We start from the raw sequence: 23,040 nt of genomic DNA, 5'->3' as shown, positions 1-23,040 counted from the left end.
ATCAGTCAGTACTTCAGCAGGTAGTGCTCCAGCTCCCACTGGTGCACCTGCGTGATGTAGTCCCGCCACTCCTGCCGCTTCGCATCGAGAAAATGCGTCGCGATGTGCCGACCCAGCGCGGTGAGGATCACATCGTCCTTCTCCAGCTCATCACACGCCTCGTTCAGGTCGTGCGGCAGGTCGTCGATGCGCAGGCGCCGCTTCTCGCGGAACGACATCTCGAAGATGTTCGTATCCACCGGCTCGCGATGGTCCGCCTTCGTCTCGATCCCATCCAACCCGGCCGCCAGCATCACGGCAAGCGCGAGGTACGGGTTGGCCGACGGATCCGGCACCCGCACCTCAATACGCGTCCCCGTCCCACGGCGCGCCGGCACGCGCACCAGCGGCGACCGATTGCGCATCGACCACGCCACGTTCACCGGCGCCTCGTACCCTGGCACCAGGCGCTTGTACGAATTCACCAGTGGGTTCGTGATCGCGCAAAAGCCACGCGCGTGCTTGAGGATCCCGCCGATGTAGTGCAGCGCCACCGGGCTCAACTCCCACTGCGCACCCTTGTCCCAGAAGGCGTTGACGCCATCCTTGAACAACGACTGGTGCGTGTGCATCCCGCTCCCGGGCTGCCCAAAGATCGGCTTCGGCATGAACGACGCCGTCAGCCCGAACTGGTTCGCGACGTACTTCACGACAAACCGGAACGTCGCGATGTTGTCCGCCGTCGTCAGGGCATCCGCGTACCGGAAGTCGATCTCGTGCTGGCCGTGCGCCACCTCGTGGTGCGCCGCCTCCACCTCAAAGCCCATCTGCTCCAGGGTGGACACCATCGCGCGCCGCGCATCCTCGCCCAGGTCGGCCGGCGCCATGTCGAAGTAGGAGCCCACGTCGTGCGTCGCGGTGGCGGGCTCCCCCTCACGCGCCGACTTGAACACGAAGAACTCCGCTTCCATCCCCGCATTCATCGTGTACCCATGCGACGCCGCGCGCGCGATCTGCTGCTTGAGCACCCGGCGCGGATCCCCCTCGAACGGCGTACCATCCGGCGCCGCGATGTCGCAAATCAGTCGCGCCACACGCTGCTCGGGATCGCCCCACGGAAAGACCCGGAACGTCGCAAGATCCGGCACCAGCAGCATGTCCGACTCCTCGATCCGCACGAACCCCTCGATCGAGGACCCATCAAACAGGATGTCGCCGGCAAGCGCCTTTTCGAACTGCGACCTCGGGATCTCGACATTCTTGTTGACGCCAAGAATGTCCGTGAACTGCAGCCGAAGGAAGCGCACGTCGTGCGCGGCCGCATAGGCGAGGATGTCCTGCGGGGAGGCCCCGGCAAACTGGTTCCGCATGCAGGGAAGATGCGCGAGCCGGGGCCGGGATGACACCGGTTCGGCCCGCAATCTCCTACATTTCGGGCCATGACTGCCTCCACGACGACCTGTCCCGGCTGTGGCGCGACCGCCTCGGGAAAATTTTGCTCCGACTGCGGCGCTGCCCTCATCGGTGCCCGCTGCACCTCCTGCCAAACCCTGCTCACCCCGGGGGCACAGTTTTGCCACCGATGCGGAGGGACCGTCGCGTCGGGTCGCGGATCTGCGCGCGCCAACGCCAGCGCGGCGATGGGATCGGACTCTCGCAGCATCGTGCCCTGGGTCGTTGCTGGTGCCGCGCTCCTCGCCGTGGTCATCATGGTCGCGAACCAGCAGTCCAGCACCACGGCGTCAGCCGCAGCGCCGGAAGGGATGGTCGCGCCATTCGCCGGGGGTGGCGGGGCCGTCCGAGCGCCCGACATCTCACAGATGTCGCCGCAGGAGCGCGCCGACCGGCTCTACGATCGCGTCATGAAGCTCGCCGCCGAGGGAAAGCCGGATTCTGCTGCCTTCTTTGCCTCCATGGCGGTTGGAGCCTACGAAAGCCTGGCGCCGCTTTCCGCCGACCAGCGCTACGACATGGGGCGCATGGCCGAGATGGCCGGCGACCTGGCCACCGCACGCGCCCAATCCGATACGATCCTGCGTGAACAGCCCGATCACCTCCTGGGGATCATCCTCGACGCCCGGGTGGTGATGGCCCGCGGCGACTCGACCGGGGGGCGCCAGCGGCTCCAGCGCCTGGCCAAGGTGGAAACCACCGAGCGCGCCAAGGCGCTGGAGGAGTACGAACGTCATCGGGGCGACATCGACGCGGCGCTGGCGCTCGTGCGACCATAGCCGGCCCGGCGCCTCCTGCTAAACGGCCCGCGCCGGGCACACGCCGGACCGGCGCGGGGCGCCAGGGAACGAATCCCGATGGGACGCATTGAGTTTTTGGTGTCGAGACCCCATCGTGTGTCCATGCGTCTGGCAGCTCAACACGTCCACCCGATCCGGTGAGCGACTCCTCATCGTCGCCGCGCGCCGCCGAATCGACGCCGGATGACCTTTCGCGACCCCTCGGCGCGGTGGCGCGCGCCGCCGCCGCCCTCGCGGAGGCTGAGTCGTTGCCCGCCGTGCTCCAGGCGATCGCGAACCAGATCGGGTCCGAGGGCTATGCCCTGGGTCTCGCCGATCCGACGCATGGCGCACTGGAGTGCGTCGCGGCCACGGGCACGCTCACCGGCTTGCTGGGCACGACCCTCGACGCGCGCGCCCTCCCCGGGGCCCTGCATGGCGCGATGCGCTACCCGCTGTCGCTGCACCGGCAGGACGTGGGCGCCCTCTGGCGCATCCCCACCCATGGGCGTGAGCACGTCGACCACGACGCCCTGGGGCAGCTGGTGCCCACGCTCGCCCTCGCCGTGCATGCAGTGGCGCACCGGGCGCGAGAGGCGATGCTCGCCGCGGCCGTGAACACCATGGACCAAGCGGTCCTGCTGGTGTCTCTCGAGGGCCAGGTGCGCTACGCCAATCCCGCTGCCGTGCGTTTGTTCGGCTATGACGCCGCGGAGTTCGAGGGACGCCCCCTGGAAACCCTGGTCGCCAGCGCATCGTTAGACCGGCGGTTCACCCAGTCCGGGCCAGCCCCGGCCGGCGGGGTATGGCTCACGGAGCAAGCCCATCGCCGGAAGGATGGGCAGACCTTTCCCGCGTCCGTGCACGTGGACTACATCCGGGATACCGGCGATGCGCCTGTCGGCCTCGTGGTGGTCATCCGGGACCTGACCGAGGAACGTCGCCTCGCCGAACACTTGCGCCAGAGCGAAAAGCTGGCCGCGCTTGGCGAACTCGTCGCCGGAGTGGCCCACGAGCTGAACAACCCGCTCGCCGGCATTTCAGCGTTTGCCCAGTTGCTCCTCGAGGACCCCCTCGACCCGGAGCAAGCCGAGTCGGTCCGCCTCATCAAGCGCGAGGCCGACCGCGCCGTCGCCGTGATCCGCGACCTGCTCTTCTTCTCCCGAAAGGGCGGTCCGGCACAAGGCGCGGTGAACGTCAACGAGATCGTGGAGCACACGTTGCGCCTGCGCAGCTACAGCCTGCGCTCCAATGGAATCGACGTCCGGGTGGACCTGGACCCCGCACTGCCCGCCGTGGCCGGCGACGGCCAGCGCCTCCACCAGGTCGTGCTGAACCTCGTCGTCAACGCCGAACATGCCATGCAAGGGGCCGACACCCGTCGTTTGGTCGTACGGACCGAGCGACGTGACGTCCACGTGATGATCGTGGTGAGTGATACCGGCGCCGGTATCCCGGCCGAAACCCAGCACCGTATTTTCGAGCCATTCTTCACCACCAAGCCGCAGGGTGAAGGTACCGGACTCGGCCTCAGCGTCAGTTACGGCATCGTGAAAGCCCACGGCGGCGAGATTATCGTGGAGTCCAGTCCCGGTGCCGGGACGACCTTTCGTGTGACACTCCCCATGGAGGCCGTGGCCGCCACGACCGCAGCGTAGGATGGACCCTGGAGGCTGCCGCGCTCCGGGTCGCACGCCGCCAAAACGTGACGAGCCGTGCAACTCCCCGCTTGACGGATTTCGTACGCAATTGTAGAAGGTGTGACCGCGTGTGCGTGCGCGGAACCGAGACCTGAGCCGACACCAATTCGACGGAGGAATACATGTCCCGCGGTGAAAGTGGCGAGCGCCCCTGGCGCCTGTCCGACGAAGACGAGATGGACGATGTCGGCTACGGAGGCGGCGGGTCGTATGACGAGGAGGAGGAAGAAGACGACGGCTGGGGATCCACCAAGCGCGACGACTCCCTCTGGGAAGACCCGGACGAAGCCGCCCTGGAGGAAGAGGAAGAGGCCGAAGTAGTCGCGGATGATGGCCCGGAAGACGAGCCGCTCGAGGACGAGGACATGGAATTCGGCTCAGCCCCCGCTCGCCGTCGGCCCGGGCGTCCTCCGTCTCCAAAGCCCGCACCTGCCGCTGCTGCGCCCTCTGAACCTGCGGCACCAGCCACCACCTCCGCCCCCGCTCCTACAGCAGCGCCGGCGAAGGCGGCGAAGTCAGCACCACCAGCAAAGGCAGTTCCTGCCAAGGCGGCCGCTCCGGTAAAGGCGACCTCCGCCAAGGCAGCTCCGGCCAAGGCAGCTCCCGCCAAGGCTGCACCAAAAAAGGCGTCCCCACCGCCGAAGGTGGCAAAGAAGGCCGCCCCAAAGTCGAACCCGGCCGCCAAGAAATCGGCGAAGCCTGCGAAGGCAGTGAAGTCGGCGGCAAAGAAGACGGCCAAGGCCCCAGCGAAAAAGGCCGCAGCCGACAAGAAGGCCCCCGTCAAGAAGGCAGCACCAAAGGGCAAGAAGTAGGAACCGCCCCCGCGCATCATGTCCACACGGGTGACCAGCGAACCGCTGGTCACCCGTCGTCGTTGATGAGGTACCTATGGACGACTTTTCTCGGCAGGTCCTCGACGCTCTCCCGCTCACGATCTACACCACGGATCTCGAGGGACGAATCACCAGCACCAACCGGAGCTGGTCGCGGTTCGCGGCGGACAATGGCGCGCCAGAGCTCGTCACCGAGCAGCAGGTCTGTGGCTCGTCGCTGTGGTCCGCGTTCGCCGAGCCGGGCTATGCGACCCAGGTCCGCGATGCCATGGCGCAGCTACGTACGGGCACCGTGCAGCGAGTGGCCTGGGAATTCCCCTGCAGTTCGCCCACCGAGGAACGCGTGTTCCTGCTGCAGGTCACCATGCTGCGAGACGAAGCCCATAAGCCCAGCGGTTTCGTCTTCTCGACGGTCGACATCACACCTAGCCACAAGTCCCGGGAGGCACTGATCAATACGGGGTTGGCGCTCGCCAGACCCGTGGATCTGGAACGTGTGTTTCACGAAGTGGGGTTGCAGGTCCAACGGGCCATTCCAAATGAAGGGTTCGTCATTTGGGTGCAGCGCCCTGGGGACGCCCCGGTCCTCGCGCACTCCACCATGGCAGCGGGGATCGACCCTTCCGGTGGCACCCTGGGCGAGGCTGCCCTGCTGGCTCTGACCGAGGGTCGGGTGGTGTCGATCAACCTGGACGGCGCGAGGATCACGGCCGCACCGATGAACCCCGGGGGCCACTTCAGCGGGGCGATGGCTCTCTACTCGCGAGCCCTGACCTCTCGGCAGGACCAGGAGGAAGGGGACCGCGTCCTGGCAACGCTCGCTGCACAAACCGGCGCCGCACTCGATCGCGTCGACCTCGTGCACCAGGTGGGCCACAAACATCGACTGGAAGCCATCGGGGAGGTCGCCACCGGCATCGCGCACGAACTGCGGAACCCGCTCTTCGGGATCTCGGCCGCCGCCCAGCTATTGCAGTTCCGGGCCCGGGAAGATGCCGTCGTCGAGCGAATTGTCGGTCGCATCCTCAAGGAAGTGGAACGGCTCAACCGCATGGTGACGTCGTTGCTCGACTTTGGCCGTCCCAAGCGCGTGACGTTCAAGACAGGCAACCCCGACCATGTCTGGGACGAGGTGCTGGAGTCACAGCGACCGCTGCTCGACGCACGCGGTCTGCGATTGGTGCACGATAGGCTGGTGGAGCCAGTCGGCGTACACCTGGAGGCCGAGCAGCTGAGCCAGGTATTCCTGAACCTCCTGATGAACGCCGCCGACCATGCCCCGCCCGGAACGGCGCTGCGCCTCCGCACCTCCGTTCAGGGCGGCCAGTGGATTTGCGAGCTGACGAACCTGGGCCCCGCCATTCCCCCCGACGTGCTGGCGAGAGTGTTCCAGATGTTCTACTCGACCAAGGAGAAGGGCACGGGGATCGGGCTCGCGATCTGTCAGCGCATCATCGAAGAACATGAGGGAACCATCACCATCACCTCGAACGCGGAGTCGGGGACAACCCTCACGGTCACCCTGCCCGTCCTCCCTCCCGGGGCGGAGCCGGGCTGAGCGCGCGAACCTTTTCGGCGGTTCCTCCGTTCAACCGGTGTCCCTTCGGAATCCGCCCGTGCCCCGTCCGATCCTGATCATCGAAGACGAGCAGTCCATTCGCGACTCGCTGACCGACTTGTTCGACGTCACTGCGACCACGGTGACCGCGGTGGGTACCCTCGACGAGGCCCAATCCGCCCTCGCGCTCCAACCCTTCGACCTGATCATCTCGGATATCCGGCTGGGCGGAAAGCGCGACGGCGGGTTGCAGGTCATGGCGGCGTCGGGCCTGCTTTCGCCAGACGCGACGGTGATCGCGCTGACCGCCTTCCCGGACGAAGAGGTGCGGCTGGCGACCCTGCGGCTCGGGGCGACGTACTTTCTGGAGAAGCCGGCTGACCTGGTGGTGATCGCCGGGATCGCGGCCAAACACGGCGTGGCGTCCACGATCCACCCGACGCCGACGACCTAGGGCCGGTTTTCCACGCCTGACGAGTTGCTCGCCCGCTCGTCTGGCGCGCGCCACCCGGTGCCGGGTAAACTCCCGCCATGGCGGAGTCTCCTGTGGCCCTGTTGCGCGCACATGCGCGTTTTGCACCGTGGAACGCCCGCGGACTCGCGTCCCACGTCGCGGGACTCGTGGACGCGGTCGGTGTACGTCCGACCAACGCCGTGGCGCGCGCCACGCCGTCCGCGCGCGCTGTGCGCTTTTATGTCGCGCACCAGTTGATGGATCGCCCCGAAGGCGCGGGCACGTCGGCGACCTACACCTATCGACACTTCCTGCAGCTCCTCGGCATCAAGATCCGGCAGCGCGAGGGCTTCAACCTCGACGCGATCCGCAAGGAGATGAAGTCGGTCACCGGGGACGCGCTCGAGCGGCGGATTGCCACCTGGCTCGGCAGCACCCTCGCCGCGGCCGTGCCGCACGCGGTCAAGGATGATGAGCTTGGATCCTTTCGCTGGCGGCGCGTGCTCGTCGCGGACGGTGTTGAGCTGCATGTGCGCGAGGGATCGGCCGCCGGCTCCGACGACGGCGTGACGACCTTGCGCGAAGCGCTGCGCACGGCCCTCGGCCGCGTGGACCCGGCATGACCGGAACGGTCGTGATCACCGGGGTGGGACGCCGCGGCCAACTGGGAGAAGCGGTCGCCGACGCCTTCGCCGCACAGGGAGCCCGATTGCGCCTCGTCGACCGCGATGCCGGCGAGCTGGCGGCGCGGGTGGCCGAGCAGCGCGCGCGGGGCGTCGACTGCATCGGCTTCCCCTGTGACCTCACGAGCGCGACCGCGGTTGCCGCCGTCGCCGAGCAGGTCGCGGCGGAAGGAGGCGGCATTGCCGCGCTGGCGTGCCTCGCCGGTGGGTTCGCCGCCTCCGGCCCGATCGCCGACAGTGCGCTCTCCGTGTGGGAACGCATGTGGAGCCTGAACGCGACCACGGCCTGGTGCACCACGCGCGCCTTCCTGCCGCTCCTGCGCGAGGCGCGCGGCGCCATCACCTACGTCGCGTCTGCCGCTGCGCTTCCCGGTGGACGCGTCGCCGACCTCTCCGCCTACGCCGCCTCCAAGGCCGCCCTCCTCGCGTTGATGCAGGCGGTGGCCCAGGAGGAAAAGGCGACCGGGGTCCGCGCCAACGCGGTCGCGCCCACGAGCATCCGCACCGCCGCCAACGAAGCGAGCATGGGGACTGGCATCGCGTATGTGGACCGGGAAGTCGTCGCCGGCTGGATCGCACACCTCTGCAGTCCGGCCGCGTCGAACATGACCGGCCAGGTGATCCGCCTCGCATGAGCGCCGTGCCACAGCCCGAGCGTCGTGGCGCCCGGACCCCGGTGGGCAACCGGCGTCCGCCAGGAAAGCACATCTTCCTCGACCGCGCCCTCGAATCGCTGCCGGTCTTCAGGCTGAGCGATTCCGCCGAGGAGTCGTCGATCCTCTTTACCCCGCCGTCGGGTGGGCGCTGGCGCGTGCTCCCCGCACCTGGCGACCGACTCCCTGGCACCTTCGACCAGGACGTGTACGTCGAATTGTGCCGTCGTTTCCTGGATGCCGGCTCCCCGGAGGATGGCGTGATCACGTTCACGCTGCACGCCTTTCTTCGGTCCATTGGCCGACGTGCCGACGGGCGCACGTATGAACAACTGCGCGCGGCGCTCAACCGGCTGGAGCGTACCGGGCTGGAGTCGCACGAGGCCTACTACAGCGCCGCCGCCGGCCATGCGATCCAGGGTCGCTTTACCGTTCTCCAGGCCGTCTCGATCGACCGCCGCCGGGTGGCCGATCGCGACCAGCTCGCCCTCTTTGCCAATGTCACCACGTCGGAGCCCGGAGATGCCCGGGTCGTCCTATCGCATGTGGTGCGCGGCAATCTCGCGTCCGGCCACGTAACGACGCTTGTCGCGTCCCAATACGCCGCGCTCCAGTCCCCGGTCGCACGGCGGTTGTACCGTCTGCTGGAGGTCGCTCGGGCCGAGGACACCGTGACCTGGCGTATCGGCCTGGAAGCCCTGGCAGAGCAGATGCCCCTCGTCCAACGCTACCCGTCCCATTTGCAGCGCGTCTTGCAGCCTGCCCACGAGATGTTGTTGGCCGCCGGGCTGGTTCGGGACGCCAAGGTGCATCAGGTGGACAAGGTCTGGTACGTAGACTACGTCCTGGCGACGCGGGAAAAAGCGAACGGATGAAGCACAAGCGGTACGAGCCAGCACGAGACCCGTGCCCCCCGTGCCCCCCGTGCTGCCCGTACTGCCCGTGCTCCCCGTGCTTCGCCCTGGCAGTTGCTCTTCCCCGGTGACCTTCCCCCCTCGCATCAGTCCGAATTCAGGAACTACCCTGCCCTCCGGGCGTATTCGATGCAGTATTAGGACACCCCTCCTTCCGGAATTTCCCGCATGAACCGCATGAGGAAAGCCGCCCTTGGCATCATCGTCGTCGCCCCGCTGGTGGCCGGCGGCTTTATCGCCCAGGAACGGGCAACGCAGGACGGAGGACGCCTCCTCGGGCAGGTACTGGACCTGGTCCAGTCGCGCTTCGTGGACTCGGTGGACGAAGCCATGCTCTACGAGAAGGCGGCCCGGGGGCTGGTGAGCCAGCTGCAGGACCCATACTCCGAGCTGCTGAGCCCGCGGGAGATGACGCAGTTCAACACCACGACCGGCGGACGCTACGGCGGGCTTGGCATGTCGATCGAAAACCAGCCCGGCAAGGGCGCGGTCGTCGCACGGGTGTTCCACAACACGCCCGCGGAGGAAAATGGGGTCACGGAAGGTGACGTGATCGTCGCCATCGACACCCTGGGGACTCGCGGGTGGAGCAACGCACGCGTCGCCGACTCACTCCGCGGGACGCCCAACACCAAGGTGACGGTCACCTTTGCGCGCCCGGGGGTCAATGAGCCCATCAAGACGTCGTTCACACGCCGCGTCATCCGCGTGCCCGCGGTTGGATACGCCATCACCTTCGACGGCGTCGGCTACCTCCCGTTGGACAACTTCAACGAGTCGTCAACCCGCGACATCGCCGCCGCGATCCGCAACTTCCAGGCGCAGAAGGTGAAGGGAGTCATCCTGGACCTGCGGGGCAATCCGGGTGGTTACCTGGAGCAGGCGTTGTCGATCTCCAACCTCTTTCTCCCACAGGGTGCCGAGATCGCGTCGGTGCGCGGACGTGGAGCTGAGCCACAGGTGTACGCGGCGCGCGAACGGCCGATGGCGCCAGACCTCCCCATTGTCATTCTCATCGACCAATACTCCGCATCGGCCGCCGAAATCGTCGCCGGTGCGCTGCAGGACCACGATCGCGCGCTCATTCTCGGCAACACCTCGTTCGGGAAGGGGCTCGTGCAGACCGTCTATAACCTGGACGGTGGGTATGCCCTCAAGATGACCACCGGCAAGTGGTTTACGCCGGCCGGGCGCTCGATCCAGAAGGAGCGCAAGCTCATGCCCGACGGACAGTTCGTGGAGGTGCACCCCGACTCGCTGGAGTCCGATAGCGCCAGAAAGGCGCGCCCGACCTACAAGTCGACGGCTGGCCGGATGCTGTATGGCGGCGGCGCGATCACCCCGGACCTCAGCGTCCGCCCGGATACGTTCACGACCGCCGAGCAGCAGCTCATCCGTGCCCTGGCCCCCAAGCGGGCCGAGTACTACGTCACCCTGTACGATTACGGGGTGCAAATGAAGACGCAGCTCAAGCCCGACTTCCAGGTCGCTCCGGCGTGGCGCGAGGAGCTCTACGGCCGACTCAAGAAGCGCGGCGTCGAGATTGATCGCGCCGTATGGGACGCCGGCCAGCGCTACATCGATCGCGACATGGAAAACCGGTTTGCCCGCGCGGCCTTCGGCGATTCCACGGCTCGACGCCGCGCCCTCCCCGACGATCCGCCACTCCAGCGCGCCATCGCGATCCTCAAGTCAGGGCCGTCCACCAAGGAATTGATCGCGCTCGCCGCCCGACCGACCACCAAGTAAGTTCAGGGCATGAGAGTCCTGATGACGTTCGCCGCCACGACCCTCGTGGCGGCGCTTTCGTGTGTACGGGCCACGCCATTGCCCGTGGTCGCCGCCGAGTCGGCGGAACGCCACTTGTCCAACCTCCGCCAGCTGACCAATGGCGGCGAAAACGCCGAGGCGTATTTCAGCAAGGACGGCAAGTGGATCACCTTCCAGTCCACGCGCGACGGCCGCACCTGCGACCAGCAGTACGTCATGCGCGCCGATGGTAGTGGGCTGGTTCGTGTGTCCAATGGCCTCGGCAAGACGACCTGCGGGTGGTTCTTCCCCGGCGGCGACCGGCTGTTCTTCGCGTCCTCGCACGCACACGACGCGACCTGCCCAGCGCGCCCGGATCCCTCGGCCGGTTACGTCTGGCCGCTCGACCAGTTCGACATCTACACGGTCAAGCGTGACGGCACCGACCTGCAGCGCCTGACAAACTACAATGTGTATACCGCCGAGGGGGTGCTTTCGCCGGATGGGAAGACCATCGTCTTCACGTCACTCAAGGACGGCGACCTCGAGATCTACACGATGAATGCTGACGGCACGAACGTGAAGCGACTCACGTTCACCCCCGGCTATGACGGCGGTCCGTGGTGGTCGCCGGACGGCACGAAGATCGTGTACCGCGCGCACCACCCGGCGGACTCGGCGCAGTTGGCAGCCTACCGCGGGTTGCTCGCCCGCAAGATGATCCGCCCATCGCAGGTGGAGCTGTACGTCATGAACGCCGACGGCAGCGACCAGCGCCAGGTGACGGCCCTGGGCGGCGCAAACTTCGGCCCCTCGTGGACCCCCGACGGCCAGCGCATCATCTTCTCGTCCAACCACCAAAGTCCCCGTAGCGGAAACTTCGACCTCTTCCTCGTTGATGCGAACGCCAACAAGGCCGGACCATCACAGGTCGAGCAGGTGACCTTCACCCCGGTGTTCGACGGCTTCCCGATGTTCAGCCCGGACGGCACCAGGCTCCTCTGGGCCTCCAACCGGCATAACGACAAGCCGAACGAGACCAACCTTTTCCTCGCCGACTGGAAGTAAGGAGGCACCATGCTGTTCGGTCCCGCCATCATCGCCGTCATTGCGGCGCTCCTGCTCGTCAAGTCGATCAAGATCATCGGCCAGGCCGAGGTGATCGTCGTCGAACGCCTGGGACGCTTCCACCGGGTCGCGCGTTCCGGGCTGAACATCCTGATCCCGTTCATCGAACGCCCGCGTACGCTCGACGTGCGCTTCTTCGAGTCTGATGTCGGCGGCCTCAAGAAGGTGACCGCGCGGTCGACCGAGCGTATCGACCTGCGCGAGCAGGTGCTCAACTTCCCGAGCCAGCCGGTGATCACGAAGGACAACGTGACCATCGATATTGATGCCGTGCTCTACTATCGCGTCGCCGATCCGCAAAAGGCGACGTACGCGGTCCAGAACCTCCCCTATGCCCTGGAAACGCTGACCCGTACCACCCTGCGCAACATCGTCGGCGAGATGGAGCTGGACAGCACCCTCGGCTCGCGCGACGAGATCAACCGCCGCATGCGCGAGGTCATCGAGGAAGCCTCCCTCGGCTGGGGCGTGGATGTCACTCGTGTTGAGTTGCAGGCCATCGAGCCGCCCAAGGACATCCAGCAGTCCATGGAATTGCAGATGCGCGCAGAACGGGAAAGGCGCGCCTCGGTCACCAACGCGGAAGCCACCAAGCGGGCCGCGATCCTCGAGGCCGAGGGAGTCCGCGAATCCCAGGTGCTCCGTGCCCAGGGCGAGCGTGACGCCGCGGTCCTCCGTGCCCAGGGCCTCGCCGAAGCACGCCTCGCCATGGCAGAAGCCGAGGCCGAGGCCATTCGCCGAATCGCTGCATCGTTGCCTGAAGGCGAAGCGTCGATGTACCTGCTCAGCCAGAAGTACCTCGATGCGCTCCCCCTGCTCGCGCAGGGCAAGGGCTCGACGATCTTCCTCCCCAGCGAGGCCTCCGGGGTCATGGGAGCCCTCGGTGGCCTGCGGGCACTCCTCCAGTCCAGCGGCACCGAAAGCCCAACACCCGCCGCGACCCGGCCCGGTGCCCCGAAAGCCCTCACGGGGGGAGATCGATAGGCGGTAATGACCGCGCCCAAGGCCATTTCCCAGGATCGCGCCGGAAAGGTGGCGCGGGGCCATGCGTGCGCCCACTGCCTCGAGTATTCGTTCAAGAAGGTCAGTGTCAAACGCGCCCCTACTACCCACAAGAAGGACCTCAAGACCCACTGGATCGTGACCAGGGTGTGCGGCGTTTGCGGCCTCGACCAGGAGCTCGGCATCGACTCCGAAGGCGAGATCGTGTACGGCGGGTAACCTCACCGTCGGTTTCCTGACAACCGCCGTCCCCCACGCGCGAACGAGCCGACATCTGTCGGCACAACACTTCCGTGGCGCCGCGCGTTGACAGTGCGAGACGGCGTTACCGGCCACGGCGTTCCGGTTGGTTCCCCGTCCCTCACTCGTTAATGTCGAGCAGCGCGACTGGACGGACGAACTGTGCTCCAAGTGGTTGGCAGAGCTGGATTTGCACAGGATGACGGAACCGCCCGGTGGTGCCGCCCGCCGTGTTGGGACCGCTTTCTGAAAGGGAGGTTTTGATGCGCAAGCCCCGTCCGGCCACGTACAACCCCGCCCAGGCCCTTCACCTCATCGCGTCAGACCGCACCGGATCGCCACTGAGCTGTCCCTCGTGCGGGTCCGGTGCCTTTGAACGCGAACCGATGCACGTTCCACCCCCGCCACGGTCGCACGTCACCCTGACCTGCGCTTCGTGTGGTCGCACGGCTCGTTATATTGCGGGCGCTGCCTAGAAGGTCGGGTCCTGTTCGATCGTTCGTGCTCGTGCACTCGGTCGTTTCGAGGGCACGAGCTTTTTCTTGGGTCCGGGGTAACACCCGGTACTTGCACCTGAGGGCGTCCGCAGCCGGCGTCCTCGTTCCTGCTCCACCGTTTCGCCCCGCAGAGGGAAGAGGATAGGCACGATGGCACGTATCCAAGGCACCGTGAAGTGGTTTAACGACGCAAAGGGTTTCGGCTTTATCTCCCGTGAGGGAGGCCCCGACGTCTTCGTTCACTTCAGCGCAATCCAGTCGAATGGCTTCAAGTCCCTCGCGGAAGGCGACCAGGTCGAGTTCGAGATTGTCCAGGGACAGAAGGGCCCACAGGCCGCTGACGTCACCAAACCCTGATCTCGAAGAAACAGAAAGCCCCCGGGGAATCCCCGGGGGCTTTTTTTGTGCCCGTTCACGCGACCTGTAACGGAAGCTCGATCTGTGCGGTTGGTGTGCGACGCCGCGCCGTATGGGGCAGCTCTTCCGACCCCGCTCCTCGCGCCTCCCGAACCACGCCAAGGCAGTGTGCGGTCTGGTGAAACAGCTGAAGCGTGGCGATGGGCACAGCCATGGGGGACGCTTGGCCTTTCAAGACTCGATCGGCCTCGGCGCGGACGCCGTCGGGCAATATCCCCGCGAGCGGGTGGGCCAACAAGCGTCGGATCGCGTCACCATCACGCGCGATCAGCGCATCGCGAAGTGCCTCCAGAAATGCGAGCACGGCAGGGTCCTCGCCAGGGTCAACACATGCTGCCATCCATACCCCGGACCCGTCAACATTGTTTCCGTCACGAAAGTGGCTCGATCGTGCGCGGACATCTCAACGGTTTTGTAGGACTCCCGTTCCGACGTTGAGGAGTGGGCGATCCGTCACCCGCAGCACGTCACCAATTGATCGTCCCCTTCCTGGTCGTATCGACCTCCTCCGTTCCTCCCGCCTTGAACAGGAAACCCTGCATGTTCCTGGTCAGGAAGGTGCGTGCTTCGGGGTCCATCACGTTCAGGCCGTAATGGTTGATGAGCATGGTCTGCTGCTTCAGCCAGTCACCCCAACAGGTCTGGCAGATCTCCCCAAGCACACGTTGGCCAATGGCGCCAGGAAACGGCGGGCGCTCGAACGCGGCGCGGGTCTGCTGGCAGCGGGAACAGGCAATATCGGGCATGATCGGTCGGCGCGGGTGGCAGTCGAATGATAATGCGCCGCGACGATCACCCTGATGGACGGCGGTGGCCGTCACATTGTCCCCTCCCCTTCCGTGGGGCGTTCCCCTCCCGCACGTTCGCCACCACCTCGCGCTGCAGTTTCTCCCCCTGCGGTGACGAGACTCGCCACCATGGAGCCCTTTCACACTCTCCGCCGCCGCCGACGACGTCGACGCGCCACAGGCGAACGGCACCCGCCGCGTCGGCCACGCGTCGTGGGTCGCGCGGCACCGCGTCCCGTGGCCTGGTGGATCGCCCTGGGGTTGTTGGCGCTGGCCTGGTGGTTCCCCCTGACGGCACACGGCCAGGGACTGCGGTCGACGACGACCAGCGTCTCCCTGGTGGCGACCCGACTGCCTGACCCCCCGCGCCAGGCCAGTGATGTCGCCGTGGATGTGGGCACGGGCGGCGACACTACGCTGACTGTTCACCTGGCCGATGGACCGCCGGGGCGCGTGCTGTATGTGCGGGACGCCTCCGGGCGTCTGGTGTCGTTAGGCGAGGACGGGGTCCCGGTCCATGGCCCGCAGGTGCTCTTCCGAATCGTCGATCCTGCCGGCGTTCCGGCGACCGCGACGTGGCGCGTGGTGCTCCGGCGGCGTGGCGTCGAGTGGCGCCAGATCGACGTACGAGCGACTCAGCCGCGCTGAGGCAGCCGCCGCACGACGAACACGGCAGGGACGGCCCGATCGTCCGGCGCAGGCCGCAGCTCCGCGGGCGCCTCCACCACTTCCCAGGTGCCCCCCGTCAGGAAGTCATCCACGATCACGCGGACCAACACGGGATCGCGGGAGGGTCGACGGACGAAGAACCGGCCGCGTGAGTCCGTGTACACCAACTCGCCGCCCACTTCCATGGCAGCCCCGTCCACAGGGGCGCCCCCCTCGTCCACCACGCGACCCGACGCCAGGTATCCCTTCACGCGCGTCGCGCCAGCGTCCGGCGCCCCCAGACCGGCGTTACCACGATAGAGAAAGGTGTTCCCCTGGGCGGAGTAGTGCACCCGCCCATCGGGCGTGACGAACGATCCGACCGAGAACGACAGCCCGCGCACATGCAGTCGCGCGTTGATCCCCATGGTCTGGATGAATGGATTGCTCGTGAGGTAGGGCGAGTGCGCCACCTGGTAGTCCACGCTGAGCGCGCTCAGCCCGCGCGACATCATCCCACCAAAGTTCACGGCGGTGCGACCGCGGTCCCTCGTGATGGTCTGCAACAGCGAGAGCTCCGAGGTGATCGTTTCGCGAAGCAACAGTACCGGCGTGGTCCCCCGTGACGGACGGGGCTCCCAAACGCGGAGCAGGTACAATTCGCCCTGCAGGCGAGACCCCACCGTCTGGCGCGTCGTGAGGTAGGAGCTCACGCTGGGCCGGCCACCGGCGGCCGACCACATGTGGCCGCCGGAGAGCGTTGTCGCGCCCACCATCGCAGACGCGGTGAGCTGGGTGAGTGTGGCGCGTTGCGGTATCCCGACAAATGCCGAGTCCTGGCGAAAATGCTGGCGTCCCACACCCAGGGACCACCCGTCCCGTGGCTTCCAGAGCACAACGGCGTTCTCACGTTCGAGTTCGGTCTGCAACGGCATCGGGGCGGAGGTACGCCGAAAGTGGCGACCGAGCCCGGCCAACGACGCCTTGACCTCGAGTGTAGGTCGCTGGATGTCGAGCCCCAGTGCACCATACGGCGCGTTGCTCCCGAAGCCTGCGGTCGCACTGGTCCGCATTCCCGCGACGGGGGTCCATGACGCCGAACCCAGCAGGCTCTGCCGGTCCGTCGTCACCGCGTGACCGGTCACGTAGAACTGGCGCGAGACGTCATGCCGGACCCGTGCATAGCCCATGGCATGCACGGGCCGCTGCGCACCAAACGACGGAGCGGCAATCGCCGTGGCACTCGCCCCGGCGAAGATCCAGGATTGCGTGCGTCCGCGGCGACGTTGGATCGACGCCCCCTGGACAAAGACGACGCCGCCACCAGCGAACACGTCGGTCTCCAGCGCCAACGGCAGCAAGTCATTCCCGAGGCGCAGGGTGTCGCGCTGGGCCAGGAGGCGGCGGGCGGACACACCCACCTTGAGGCCATCGAGGTACCCCACACCTAACGATGCTTCGTAGCCGTTGCCCCACACGTTAAGCAGGCCGCCGTACCCGGCGAACAGCGACGACCCCCCGCCCTGGACCTGGAAGACCTGTGCGTCGGCGCGTCCCGCCAGCGCCAGGGTGAGGAGGACGAGTCGCGCGCGCATCAGTAGACCGTCGCCCGCAGCGTGAGCGTGCCCTGGTAGGTCCCGGTTGGGAGCACGGGTTGTCCCTGCAGGTTCAGCCGGAGATCGAGCTGGTCGTTGCGCTGCCCGACGCCATTGAACGGGGCGATGATCAATTGGCGGAAGAGGTGCAAGGTGCCGCCCGCGACCCCCTGACCACCCACAGGCCCCTGCGTAAACGGGGTGAAGGTGCTCACCCGTCCCGTCGTCATCCGCCCTTCCACGAGGCTCGAACCGAGGTTCGTCGAGCCGTTGCTGAGGGCCGACGCCGGCGCGGCAAAGTACCCGACCAGGTCGACCGACGTGATCAGCGACGTCACCGACCATTGCGTGCTGAGGCGCACCGGCGACGCAAAGGTGTTGATCGCCCCATCGACCAGGCCCCCGATCGACTGCGTCGCGCCCGACGTGATGAGCAGCGTGATGCTGTTGGCCTGCGCGCTGACGCCGGAATCCGCGCGGACGTTCCACGCCGCCACGGCCGACAGGGTCGGGATCGAGGTGCCCACGGCACTGACTTGGGCGCGACCCTGCGCGGAGACACCACACACGGCAAGGAGACCCACGACAACACGGAGGCAGCGCGTGTCGGCGCTCCTCCGTTGGCTGGTCGTCCTGCCGGGGACAGCAGTCACGTCAGGGGCGATCCATGGTCGCCGCCAACGGGGTCCGACGCTCCTCAACGGAGAAGTTGGCAAAGCGGAGCATCACCTTGTCCGGGGTGCCCGGCCCTTCCCAGGGCACCTCGACGCGGCGCTTGCTGTTGGGAAACAGCGGGAACCCACCGAAGGGCGTCTTCCCCTTGCCACCCGCCGACAACTCCGACGCGAGCACGCGCCCCAGGGACCCGCTGGTGTTCTCCAGGTCCACGATGGCCTTGCCCGCGGCGCTGTCATACGCAAAACCGCGCACCGCTACGGCCTCCTTGCGCAGGGCATCCTTCTGCAGGAGATAGATGACGTGCGGCAGCTCAATACGTACGTTGAGGCCGGTGGCCGTGCGCGCGCCGGTCATCGCACTCAACACCATGAACCACGCCGGCAGCTGCTTCGCCCGCGCCTCGTAGTGCACGGTGTACGACGCCAGCGGCGGAATGCGGAAGCTCATGGCCGAAAGCTTGAGCTCGACGTTGGCGCTGTCGAACGGCGTGTCGGCGAGGTCGCCCGCCTCGTCCACGCGAAAGCCACGCGGCTCCAGGACCACGGTCATCGGGAACAACGTCTCGTTGACCAGGTCGAACTTGCCGCGCGCCTGGAGCGGATACTCGGTCACCGCGGGGCGGATGGTCTGCGCGCTCGCCGACGCGGCCACACACAGGGACGCGGAGACGACAAGGCGCCAGAAGCGCGCACAACGGAGCATGGCGAGGCCTACTGGGTGATGGCGCGCAGATTCAGCGTGCCGGTATAGGTGCCGGGAACGGTCGTGATCCCGGCCAGGTTGAGCTGCAGGTACAGGGCGTCGGTGCGACTGGCGTTGCGGTTGAACCCAAAGATCCCCTGCGAGAAGAGCTGCAGCGTACCGCCAGCGACACCGATCGTGCTGGCGCCGCCGCTTACGGTGCCGCCCGAAAACGGCGCGAAGCCGCCGCTGGTGCCCAGCCGGCCCAGCACACGACTCGACGGCAGGGTGTTGGTTCCGTTACTCAACGCAGCCGCTGGGGCGGTGAAATACCCCACCAGGACAACGGCGGAGGTCGACGGACTCAGGTTCCACGCCGTGGTGATGGTGACCGGCGAGGGAAAGGCGTTCACGACCCCGTCGGTCATGCTCGCGAGCGTTTGCGTGGCGCCCGACGTCACCGTGACGCTGAGTTGCGAGACTTTCGTCGCACTGAGCAGGACCGTCGCCGTGCTGGAGACCACGCCGGATTGCGCTGACACCCCGAGGGGTGCCAGCGCAAGAATGCCGGTGACCAACGTGCGACGCATGGTGGGGGGCCGGGCGTTCGCCGTCGCTTACTGGGTAATGGCGCGCAGGTTGAGCGTGCCGGTGTACGAACCAGGCACCGTGGACTGACCCGTGAGGTCGAGCTGCAGGTACAGGTCGTCGGTGCGGTTCGCGTTGCGGTTCACACCCGTGATCGCCTGCGAGAACAACTGCAGCGTGCCACCCGCCACGCCAATGTTCGTCGCGCCACCCGTCACGACGCCGCCGGTAAACGCGTTGTAGGCGCCCGAGGTCCCGAGACGACCCTTCACCAGGCTCGAGGCAATGTTGAAGGTGCCGTTTTGCAGGGCCGACGCTGGCGTATTGAAGTAGCCCACCAAGACCACCGCCGAGGCGCTGGGATTGATGTCCCACGCAGTGGTGATGTTCACCGGGCTCGCAAAGTTGTTCACCGCGTTATCGGTGATCGTCGCCAACGTCTGCGTGGCACCCGAGTTGATCGTGACCGTGAGCGACGCAACCTTCGTCGCACTCAGCGCGACGGTCGGGGTGTTGGAGACTATTCCGCCCTGCGCCTGGGCGGTGGTGGCATAGGCGACGGCGAGAAGGCCGGCGACGGCGAAATGGCGGCGTGAGAGCATCGGGGATATCCGTCCTGAGCGGGATTCGGGTTGGCGTTCTGTGGTTCTTCCAACCCCCCTTCGGACGAACTTTCCGTGCCTCAGTCACCTTGCGCATCAGTGATTCGTTTCGCTACACCCTGGTTACCCGCCCCCACGCTCCATGATTTGGGGCCACTTCCTCCCCGCCCGTCGGGGGTTCCATGAGGTCATTGGTGACCATGTAACCTGTTATTCAACAACAGATTACATACTCCGTGATCACTCCAGCGTCGCCATATGTTCCTACGCCTGCCCTCGTTCATCCTCCACGCCGGACCTACCTCACCGGAACCTCAAGCGACGCGAGAATAGGTGACAGAGGTCACGGACGGCCGGTCTGGCATTTCGCTCGCTGACCGGACTTCTGCCCCAAGACGCTGGTGATCCTCAGTACCTCGGCAGCGCAGGATCTACCTCGATAGACCAGCGATCGATCCCACCTTCAAGATTCCAGATCTCCCGGAACCCCTGACCGGCGAGCCAGGTGGCCGCCGCCTGGCTCCGCGCACCGTGGTGGCAATACACCACGGTCGGACAGGTCGCGTCGAGCTCCTGCACGCGGTCGACCACCTCACCGAGTGGCACCAGCACGGCCCCGTCGAGGTGCACGGCTGTGTATTCCCAGGGCTCCCGCACATCCACCAGCTGAATACTCCGCCCCCTCGCACGCCACGCTTGCAATTCGTGGGGCGCGAGTTGGCCGACGCCGCCGGCCGGAGCAACCGGGGCCTGCACCGCGCACGCCGCATCCACCTCAACGAGTGAACGGAGGGTGCGCGTCCCGCACGCTTCACAGCTCGCCCGCCGCACGACGCGCATCTCACGAAATGCCATGCGGCGCGCATCGACCAGGAGCAAGCGGCCCACCAGCGGGGTCCCGATCCCCGCAATCAGCTTCAGGGCTTCCGTGGCTTGCAGGATGCCCATCAGCCCGGGCATCACCCCCAGGACCCCCGCTTCGGCGCACGACGGAACGACCCCCGCCGGGGGAGGCTCCGGATACAGACATCGGTAACACGGACCGTCCGGGTCGCCGAGCACCGTGAGCTGCCCATCGAATCGCAGGACGCTGGCGAAGACATTGCGCTTGCCCAGAAGCACGCAAGCGTCGTTCACCAGGTACCGCGTGGCGAAGTTGTCGGTGCCGTCCAGCACCAGGTCATACGGCGCGATCAGCTCCATGGCGTTTGCCGCATCGAGGCGCGCGCGCACCGGGCGCACCTGAATGTTCGGATTCAGGCTCTGGAGGTTCTGCGCGGCGACCTGCACTTTGTCCTTCCCCACGTCCTCGGTCCGGAACAGCACCTGCCGATGCAGGTTGCTGGACTCCACCTGGTCCGGATCGACGACGCACAACTCCCCGATTCCTGCCGCCGCGAGGTACATCGCGACCGGCCCCCCCAGGCCTCCCACCCCCACCACCAGCACACGCGCGCGCGACAAGCGCTCCTGACCTTCCACCCCCAGCTCGGGGAGGATGATCTGTCGGCTGTATCGGCGGAGCTCCTCGGCGGACAGCGGCATTGGGGAGATGGAACGGGGGGGGCATGCCGGTCGCATCGACGCGGTAACTGCCTGTCATGGAACAATATGCGACAGCACTCCCTGGCGCGAAGCGTCGTGGTACCGGGCTTGCTCTTGTTACCGTAGAGCCCGTCTGAATCTCCCAGAATGACCGCACGCGCCACGGAATACAGCAACCGCCCTGCCCACGAGATTGCCATCGTGGGGAGCGACATGCTGTTGGCGGCGCTCCCAGCGCGACCGGTCCAGCTCTCGCACGCTCTCCTGGCGGCAGGGTTCTCGCTCGTCGTGCCGGCCAGCTGGGGTGACGAGCTGCTGGCCGAGCATGCGGTGCGGCACATGCTCTCCGGCGACTCCCGCCCCAAGGTGTATTGCGCCTGCCCGCGGATCCGGAAGCGCCTGCTGGCTGCGGGTGACGAACTCGCGCCTCACCTCATCGGTCTGGTGGCTCCCGCGGTCGCGGCCGCCCGATACCTCCGAATGGCCTGGCCCGACCAGGCGTTGCGCATCGTCTACATCGGGGGATGCGAAGGCGCGGACGATCCCGCCATCGATGAGCGAATCACCCCGGCCGAGATGTTGGCGCGACTGGACGCGGGGGGCATCAACGCGGCCCGTCTTCCCGTGGCGTTCCGCGATGTGATCCCGCCGGATCGGCGCCGATACTGGTCGCTTCCCGGAGGTTGTCCGTCCCCCGAAGCCCTCGCGCAGCACGCGAGCGATCGCCAGCTGCATTTTGTTGGACCCGACGCGTACGCCCAGGAGCTGGTCGAAGGCCTCCTCTCGGGATCGCCCGTCCTGCTCGACCTCGCGGACGCGTTGCATTGCGCTTGCGCGGGCCGCGTTGAGGTGCACGGCGTGCGTGCGTCGCGGGAGGAAGTCACGGCCCTGGAGCCGCCGCGGGCGCCGCTGCCGGTGCTGGACGCCGATATCGTCGTGGATGTGGAGTTTCGGCCTCGACTGGTCCTCTCCCGGGGCTCGGCGGTCGCCCGTCCCATGGAAGCGCCCGCCGCAGGGCCGGCGGTCGTGCCCGTCGTTGAGGTCCCGCCAGTTCCGGCCTTCGAAGGCGTGATCCCACTGCCACAACCACCCGTGGCCGGCCGGAATGCGGAGCAAGCGACACCGACGGAGTCCCCGCGCCACACCGCGACCCGCCGACCCATGGCCGTGACACCCCCTGGCGTGGCCGTGATGGCGTCACGAGAGGGGCGACAACCCGCACCGCAGCCGATCGTTGGGGCAGTGCGCCGCGACCCGGTCGGACGCACCGAACCGTCGCCTCCGCCGGCCCCTCCCCCCCCAACGCCCCCGGCCGTACACGGCTTGCATCGCATCGCGCGAACCCGGGCGAGCCTGCGGGTGGCGCGCGACCACGGGGTCGCAGTCCCTCGTGCGTTTGCGGCCGTGCGGCGCGAGCCGGCAGTGCGAGAGCTGGCGACGTCGGCGGAACCGGTGAGCGACGCCGCACCACCGCCGGTCACCCCCGGGCCGGAACCCACGACGCCGGTCATCACCACCCAGACAGAGCCTCCACCGGTCGCAACCGTCGAACCACTCCCCGATGTGGCGCCGGCTGGGCTCGACCCGGCCGTCGCGCTCGAACATGAGGTCCCGGGGCCTTCGCCCGAGCAGCCTGCGGTCATCAGCGCTCACGTTGAGACCCCGCGTGCGCGTCCAGGAGCCGGGATCCGCGTCCCCGCGTTGCGCGTCACGCCGATTCCACCGCCACCGCCTCCGCAGCCGCGCCGTCTGCGCGGGCTGCTGGCGTCCGCCGCCCTCCTGGTCGCCTTGATCGCCCTCGTCATCGCCGTCTTTGGCTTTTAGCGCGGGGTGAGAATTGCACGGGTGTCGGGTCGTTTCCATCTGGTTCGACCCAT

24 protein-coding genes are annotated in these 23,040 nt (G+C 67.1%); 15 read left to right on the top strand and 9 right to left on the bottom strand.

All coding sequences use genetic code 11. From position 1 onward, the window contains the following. Positions 1-5: 5 nt before the first annotated feature. On the bottom strand, positions 6-1,349 hold the full coding sequence (gene glnA, locus IPK85_07630) for a type I glutamate--ammonia ligase (GenBank protein ID MBK8247247.1): 1,344 nt from the start codon (positions 1,347-1,349) through the stop codon (positions 6-8). Between the two features lie 69 nt (positions 1,350-1,418). Here glnA and IPK85_07625 point away from each other — a divergent pair, with 69 nt between their 5' ends. The 13 genes from IPK85_07625 to IPK85_07565 all read left to right on the top strand — a co-directional run bounded on the left by IPK85_07625 (position 1,419) and on the right by IPK85_07565 (position 13,978). Then, positions 1,419-2,210 carry a zinc ribbon domain-containing protein gene (locus IPK85_07625; protein ID MBK8247246.1) on the top strand — a complete coding sequence of 264 codons (792 nt, stop codon included), beginning with the start codon at positions 1,419-1,421 and terminating at the stop codon, positions 2,208-2,210. A 158-nt stretch (positions 2,211-2,368) separates the two neighbouring features. Continuing rightward, positions 2,369-3,868, top strand: a complete 1,500-nt coding sequence (locus tag IPK85_07620; GenBank protein ID MBK8247245.1) for a PAS domain S-box protein — start codon at positions 2,369-2,371, stop codon at positions 3,866-3,868. Between the two features lie 164 nt (positions 3,869-4,032). Then, positions 4,033-4,722: a hypothetical protein gene (locus IPK85_07615; protein ID MBK8247244.1), complete on the top strand. Its 690-nt coding sequence runs from the start codon at positions 4,033-4,035 to the stop codon at positions 4,720-4,722. Between the two features lie 76 nt (positions 4,723-4,798). Further along, positions 4,799-6,301, top strand: coding sequence for a PAS domain-containing protein (locus IPK85_07610; GenBank protein ID MBK8247243.1), 1,503 nt, complete (start codon positions 4,799-4,801; stop codon positions 6,299-6,301). Positions 6,302-6,359: 58 nt separating this feature from the next. Next, positions 6,360-6,755 carry a response regulator gene (locus IPK85_07605; protein ID MBK8247242.1) on the top strand — a complete coding sequence of 132 codons (396 nt, stop codon included), beginning with the start codon at positions 6,360-6,362 and terminating at the stop codon, positions 6,753-6,755. 77 nt (positions 6,756-6,832) lie between these two features. Continuing rightward, positions 6,833-7,378, top strand: a complete 546-nt coding sequence (locus IPK85_07600) for a hypothetical protein (GenBank protein ID MBK8247241.1) — start codon at positions 6,833-6,835, stop codon at positions 7,376-7,378. Next, entirely contained in the window at positions 7,375-8,073 is a 699-nt protein-coding gene (locus tag IPK85_07595) for an SDR family NAD(P)-dependent oxidoreductase (protein MBK8247240.1), read from the top strand. Before IPK85_07600 ends, IPK85_07595 begins: the two co-directional genes overlap by 4 nt. Beyond that, positions 8,070-8,966, top strand: coding sequence for a replication initiator protein A (locus IPK85_07590; GenBank protein MBK8247239.1), 897 nt, complete (start codon positions 8,070-8,072; stop codon positions 8,964-8,966). The genes IPK85_07595 and IPK85_07590 overlap by 4 nt, the downstream gene beginning before the upstream one ends. Positions 8,967-9,182: 216 nt before the next feature. After that, a complete protein-coding gene (locus IPK85_07585; GenBank protein ID MBK8247238.1) occupies positions 9,183-10,754 on the top strand; it encodes a S41 family peptidase in 1,572 nt (523 codons plus the stop codon). Positions 10,755-10,763: 9 nt separating this feature from the next. Next, the gene (locus IPK85_07580; protein ID MBK8247237.1) at positions 10,764-11,822 is read left to right on the top strand and encodes a PD40 domain-containing protein; all 1,059 of its coding nucleotides are present in this window, start codon (positions 10,764-10,766) and stop codon (positions 11,820-11,822) included. A 9-nt stretch (positions 11,823-11,831) separates the two neighbouring features. Continuing rightward, a complete protein-coding gene (locus tag IPK85_07575; protein MBK8247236.1) occupies positions 11,832-12,866 on the top strand; it encodes a paraslipin in 1,035 nt (344 codons plus the stop codon). Between the two features lie 6 nt (positions 12,867-12,872). Continuing rightward, on the top strand, positions 12,873-13,103 hold the full coding sequence (locus tag IPK85_07570; GenBank protein MBK8247235.1) for a hypothetical protein: 231 nt from the start codon (positions 12,873-12,875) through the stop codon (positions 13,101-13,103). A gap of 668 nt (positions 13,104-13,771) precedes the next feature. Then, positions 13,772-13,978 (top strand): cold shock domain-containing protein, encoded by a 207-nt coding sequence (locus IPK85_07565; protein MBK8247234.1) that lies wholly within the window; start codon positions 13,772-13,774, stop codon positions 13,976-13,978. Positions 13,979-14,033: 55 nt separating this feature from the next. Here IPK85_07565 and IPK85_07560 read toward each other — a convergent pair whose 3' ends face one another. Together IPK85_07560 and IPK85_07555 are read right to left on the bottom strand one after the other, a co-directional pair. Next, on the bottom strand, positions 14,034-14,342 hold the full coding sequence (locus tag IPK85_07560) for a hypothetical protein (GenBank protein MBK8247233.1): 309 nt from the start codon (positions 14,340-14,342) through the stop codon (positions 14,034-14,036). 163 nt (positions 14,343-14,505) lie between these two features. Beyond that, positions 14,506-14,784: an oxidative damage protection protein gene (locus tag IPK85_07555; GenBank protein ID MBK8247232.1), complete on the bottom strand. Its 279-nt coding sequence runs from the start codon at positions 14,782-14,784 to the stop codon at positions 14,506-14,508. 255 nt (positions 14,785-15,039) lie between these two features. Here IPK85_07555 and IPK85_07550 point away from each other — a divergent pair, with 255 nt between their 5' ends. Continuing rightward, the gene (locus IPK85_07550) at positions 15,040-15,474 is read left to right on the top strand and encodes a hypothetical protein (protein MBK8247231.1); all 435 of its coding nucleotides are present in this window, start codon (positions 15,040-15,042) and stop codon (positions 15,472-15,474) included. On the opposite strand, the gene IPK85_07545 is transcribed toward IPK85_07550, so the two are convergent. The 6 genes from IPK85_07545 to moeB all read right to left on the bottom strand — a co-directional run bounded on the left by IPK85_07545 (position 15,462) and on the right by moeB (position 21,163). Continuing rightward, entirely contained in the window at positions 15,462-17,069 is a 1,608-nt protein-coding gene (locus tag IPK85_07545; GenBank protein ID MBK8247230.1) for a hypothetical protein, read from the bottom strand. The genes IPK85_07550 and IPK85_07545 overlap by 13 nt on opposite strands. Beyond that, entirely contained in the window at positions 17,069-17,638 is a 570-nt protein-coding gene (locus IPK85_07540; GenBank protein MBK8247229.1) for a hypothetical protein, read from the bottom strand. The genes IPK85_07545 and IPK85_07540 overlap by 1 nt, the downstream gene beginning before the upstream one ends. 85 nt (positions 17,639-17,723) lie before the next feature. After that, entirely contained in the window at positions 17,724-18,449 is a 726-nt protein-coding gene (locus tag IPK85_07535) for a hypothetical protein (GenBank protein MBK8247228.1), read from the bottom strand. Positions 18,450-18,457: 8 nt separating this feature from the next. After that, on the bottom strand, positions 18,458-19,018 hold the full coding sequence (locus tag IPK85_07530; GenBank protein ID MBK8247227.1) for a hypothetical protein: 561 nt from the start codon (positions 19,016-19,018) through the stop codon (positions 18,458-18,460). Positions 19,019-19,045: 27 nt separating this feature from the next. Continuing rightward, a complete protein-coding gene (locus IPK85_07525) occupies positions 19,046-19,618 on the bottom strand; it encodes a hypothetical protein (protein MBK8247226.1) in 573 nt (190 codons plus the stop codon). A gap of 408 nt (positions 19,619-20,026) precedes the next feature. Beyond that, positions 20,027-21,163, bottom strand: a complete 1,137-nt coding sequence (gene moeB / locus IPK85_07520) for a molybdopterin-synthase adenylyltransferase MoeB (protein ID MBK8247225.1) — start codon at positions 21,161-21,163, stop codon at positions 20,027-20,029. 147 nt (positions 21,164-21,310) lie between these two features. Here moeB and IPK85_07515 point away from each other — a divergent pair, with 147 nt between their 5' ends. Further along, positions 21,311-22,987: a hypothetical protein gene (locus tag IPK85_07515; protein MBK8247224.1), complete on the top strand. Its 1,677-nt coding sequence runs from the start codon at positions 21,311-21,313 to the stop codon at positions 22,985-22,987. Positions 22,988-23,040 lie beyond the last annotated feature (53 nt).

The organism is Gemmatimonadota bacterium, assembly GCA_016712265.1.
Taxonomy (GTDB): domain Bacteria; phylum Gemmatimonadota; class Gemmatimonadetes; order Gemmatimonadales; family Gemmatimonadaceae; genus RBC101.
The sequence above is the reverse complement of the archived record's forward strand: the minus strand, read 5'-3'. Positions and strand labels throughout refer to the sequence as shown.

What these genes read in the sequence shown, in the direction of transcription:
- glnA (MBK8247247.1), bottom strand. Translation starts at nt 1,349, where the DNA reads ATGCGGAACCAGTTTGCCGGGGCCTCCCCGCAGGACATCCTCGCCTAT.
- IPK85_07625 (MBK8247246.1), top strand. Translation starts at nt 1,419, where the DNA reads ATGACTGCCTCCACGACGACCTGTCCCGGCTGTGGCGCGACCGCCTCG.
- IPK85_07615 (MBK8247244.1), top strand. Translation starts at nt 4,033, where the DNA reads ATGTCCCGCGGTGAAAGTGGCGAGCGCCCCTGGCGCCTGTCCGACGAA.
- IPK85_07610 (MBK8247243.1), top strand. Translation starts at nt 4,799, where the DNA reads ATGGACGACTTTTCTCGGCAGGTCCTCGACGCTCTCCCGCTCACGATC.
- IPK85_07600 (MBK8247241.1), top strand. Translation starts at nt 6,833, where the DNA reads ATGGCGGAGTCTCCTGTGGCCCTGTTGCGCGCACATGCGCGTTTTGCA.
- IPK85_07595 (MBK8247240.1), top strand. Translation starts at nt 7,375, where the DNA reads ATGACCGGAACGGTCGTGATCACCGGGGTGGGACGCCGCGGCCAACTG.
- IPK85_07590 (MBK8247239.1), top strand. Translation starts at nt 8,070, where the DNA reads ATGAGCGCCGTGCCACAGCCCGAGCGTCGTGGCGCCCGGACCCCGGTG.
- IPK85_07585 (MBK8247238.1), top strand. Translation starts at nt 9,183, where the DNA reads ATGAGGAAAGCCGCCCTTGGCATCATCGTCGTCGCCCCGCTGGTGGCC.
- IPK85_07580 (MBK8247237.1), top strand. Translation starts at nt 10,764, where the DNA reads ATGAGAGTCCTGATGACGTTCGCCGCCACGACCCTCGTGGCGGCGCTT.
- IPK85_07575 (MBK8247236.1), top strand. Translation starts at nt 11,832, where the DNA reads ATGCTGTTCGGTCCCGCCATCATCGCCGTCATTGCGGCGCTCCTGCTC.
- IPK85_07570 (MBK8247235.1), top strand. Translation starts at nt 12,873, where the DNA reads ATGACCGCGCCCAAGGCCATTTCCCAGGATCGCGCCGGAAAGGTGGCG.
- IPK85_07565 (MBK8247234.1), top strand. Translation starts at nt 13,772, where the DNA reads ATGGCACGTATCCAAGGCACCGTGAAGTGGTTTAACGACGCAAAGGGT.
- IPK85_07555 (MBK8247232.1), bottom strand. Translation starts at nt 14,784, where the DNA reads ATGCCCGATATTGCCTGTTCCCGCTGCCAGCAGACCCGCGCCGCGTTC.
- IPK85_07545 (MBK8247230.1), bottom strand. Translation starts at nt 17,069, where the DNA reads ATGCGCGCGCGACTCGTCCTCCTCACCCTGGCGCTGGCGGGACGCGCC.
- IPK85_07535 (MBK8247228.1), bottom strand. Translation starts at nt 18,449, where the DNA reads ATGCTCCGTTGTGCGCGCTTCTGGCGCCTTGTCGTCTCCGCGTCCCTG.
- IPK85_07530 (MBK8247227.1), bottom strand. Translation starts at nt 19,018, where the DNA reads ATGCGTCGCACGTTGGTCACCGGCATTCTTGCGCTGGCACCCCTCGGG.
- IPK85_07525 (MBK8247226.1), bottom strand. Translation starts at nt 19,618, where the DNA reads ATGCTCTCACGCCGCCATTTCGCCGTCGCCGGCCTTCTCGCCGTCGCC.
- moeB (MBK8247225.1), bottom strand. Translation starts at nt 21,163, where the DNA reads ATGCCGCTGTCCGCCGAGGAGCTCCGCCGATACAGCCGACAGATCATC.
- IPK85_07515 (MBK8247224.1), top strand. Translation starts at nt 21,311, where the DNA reads ATGACCGCACGCGCCACGGAATACAGCAACCGCCCTGCCCACGAGATT.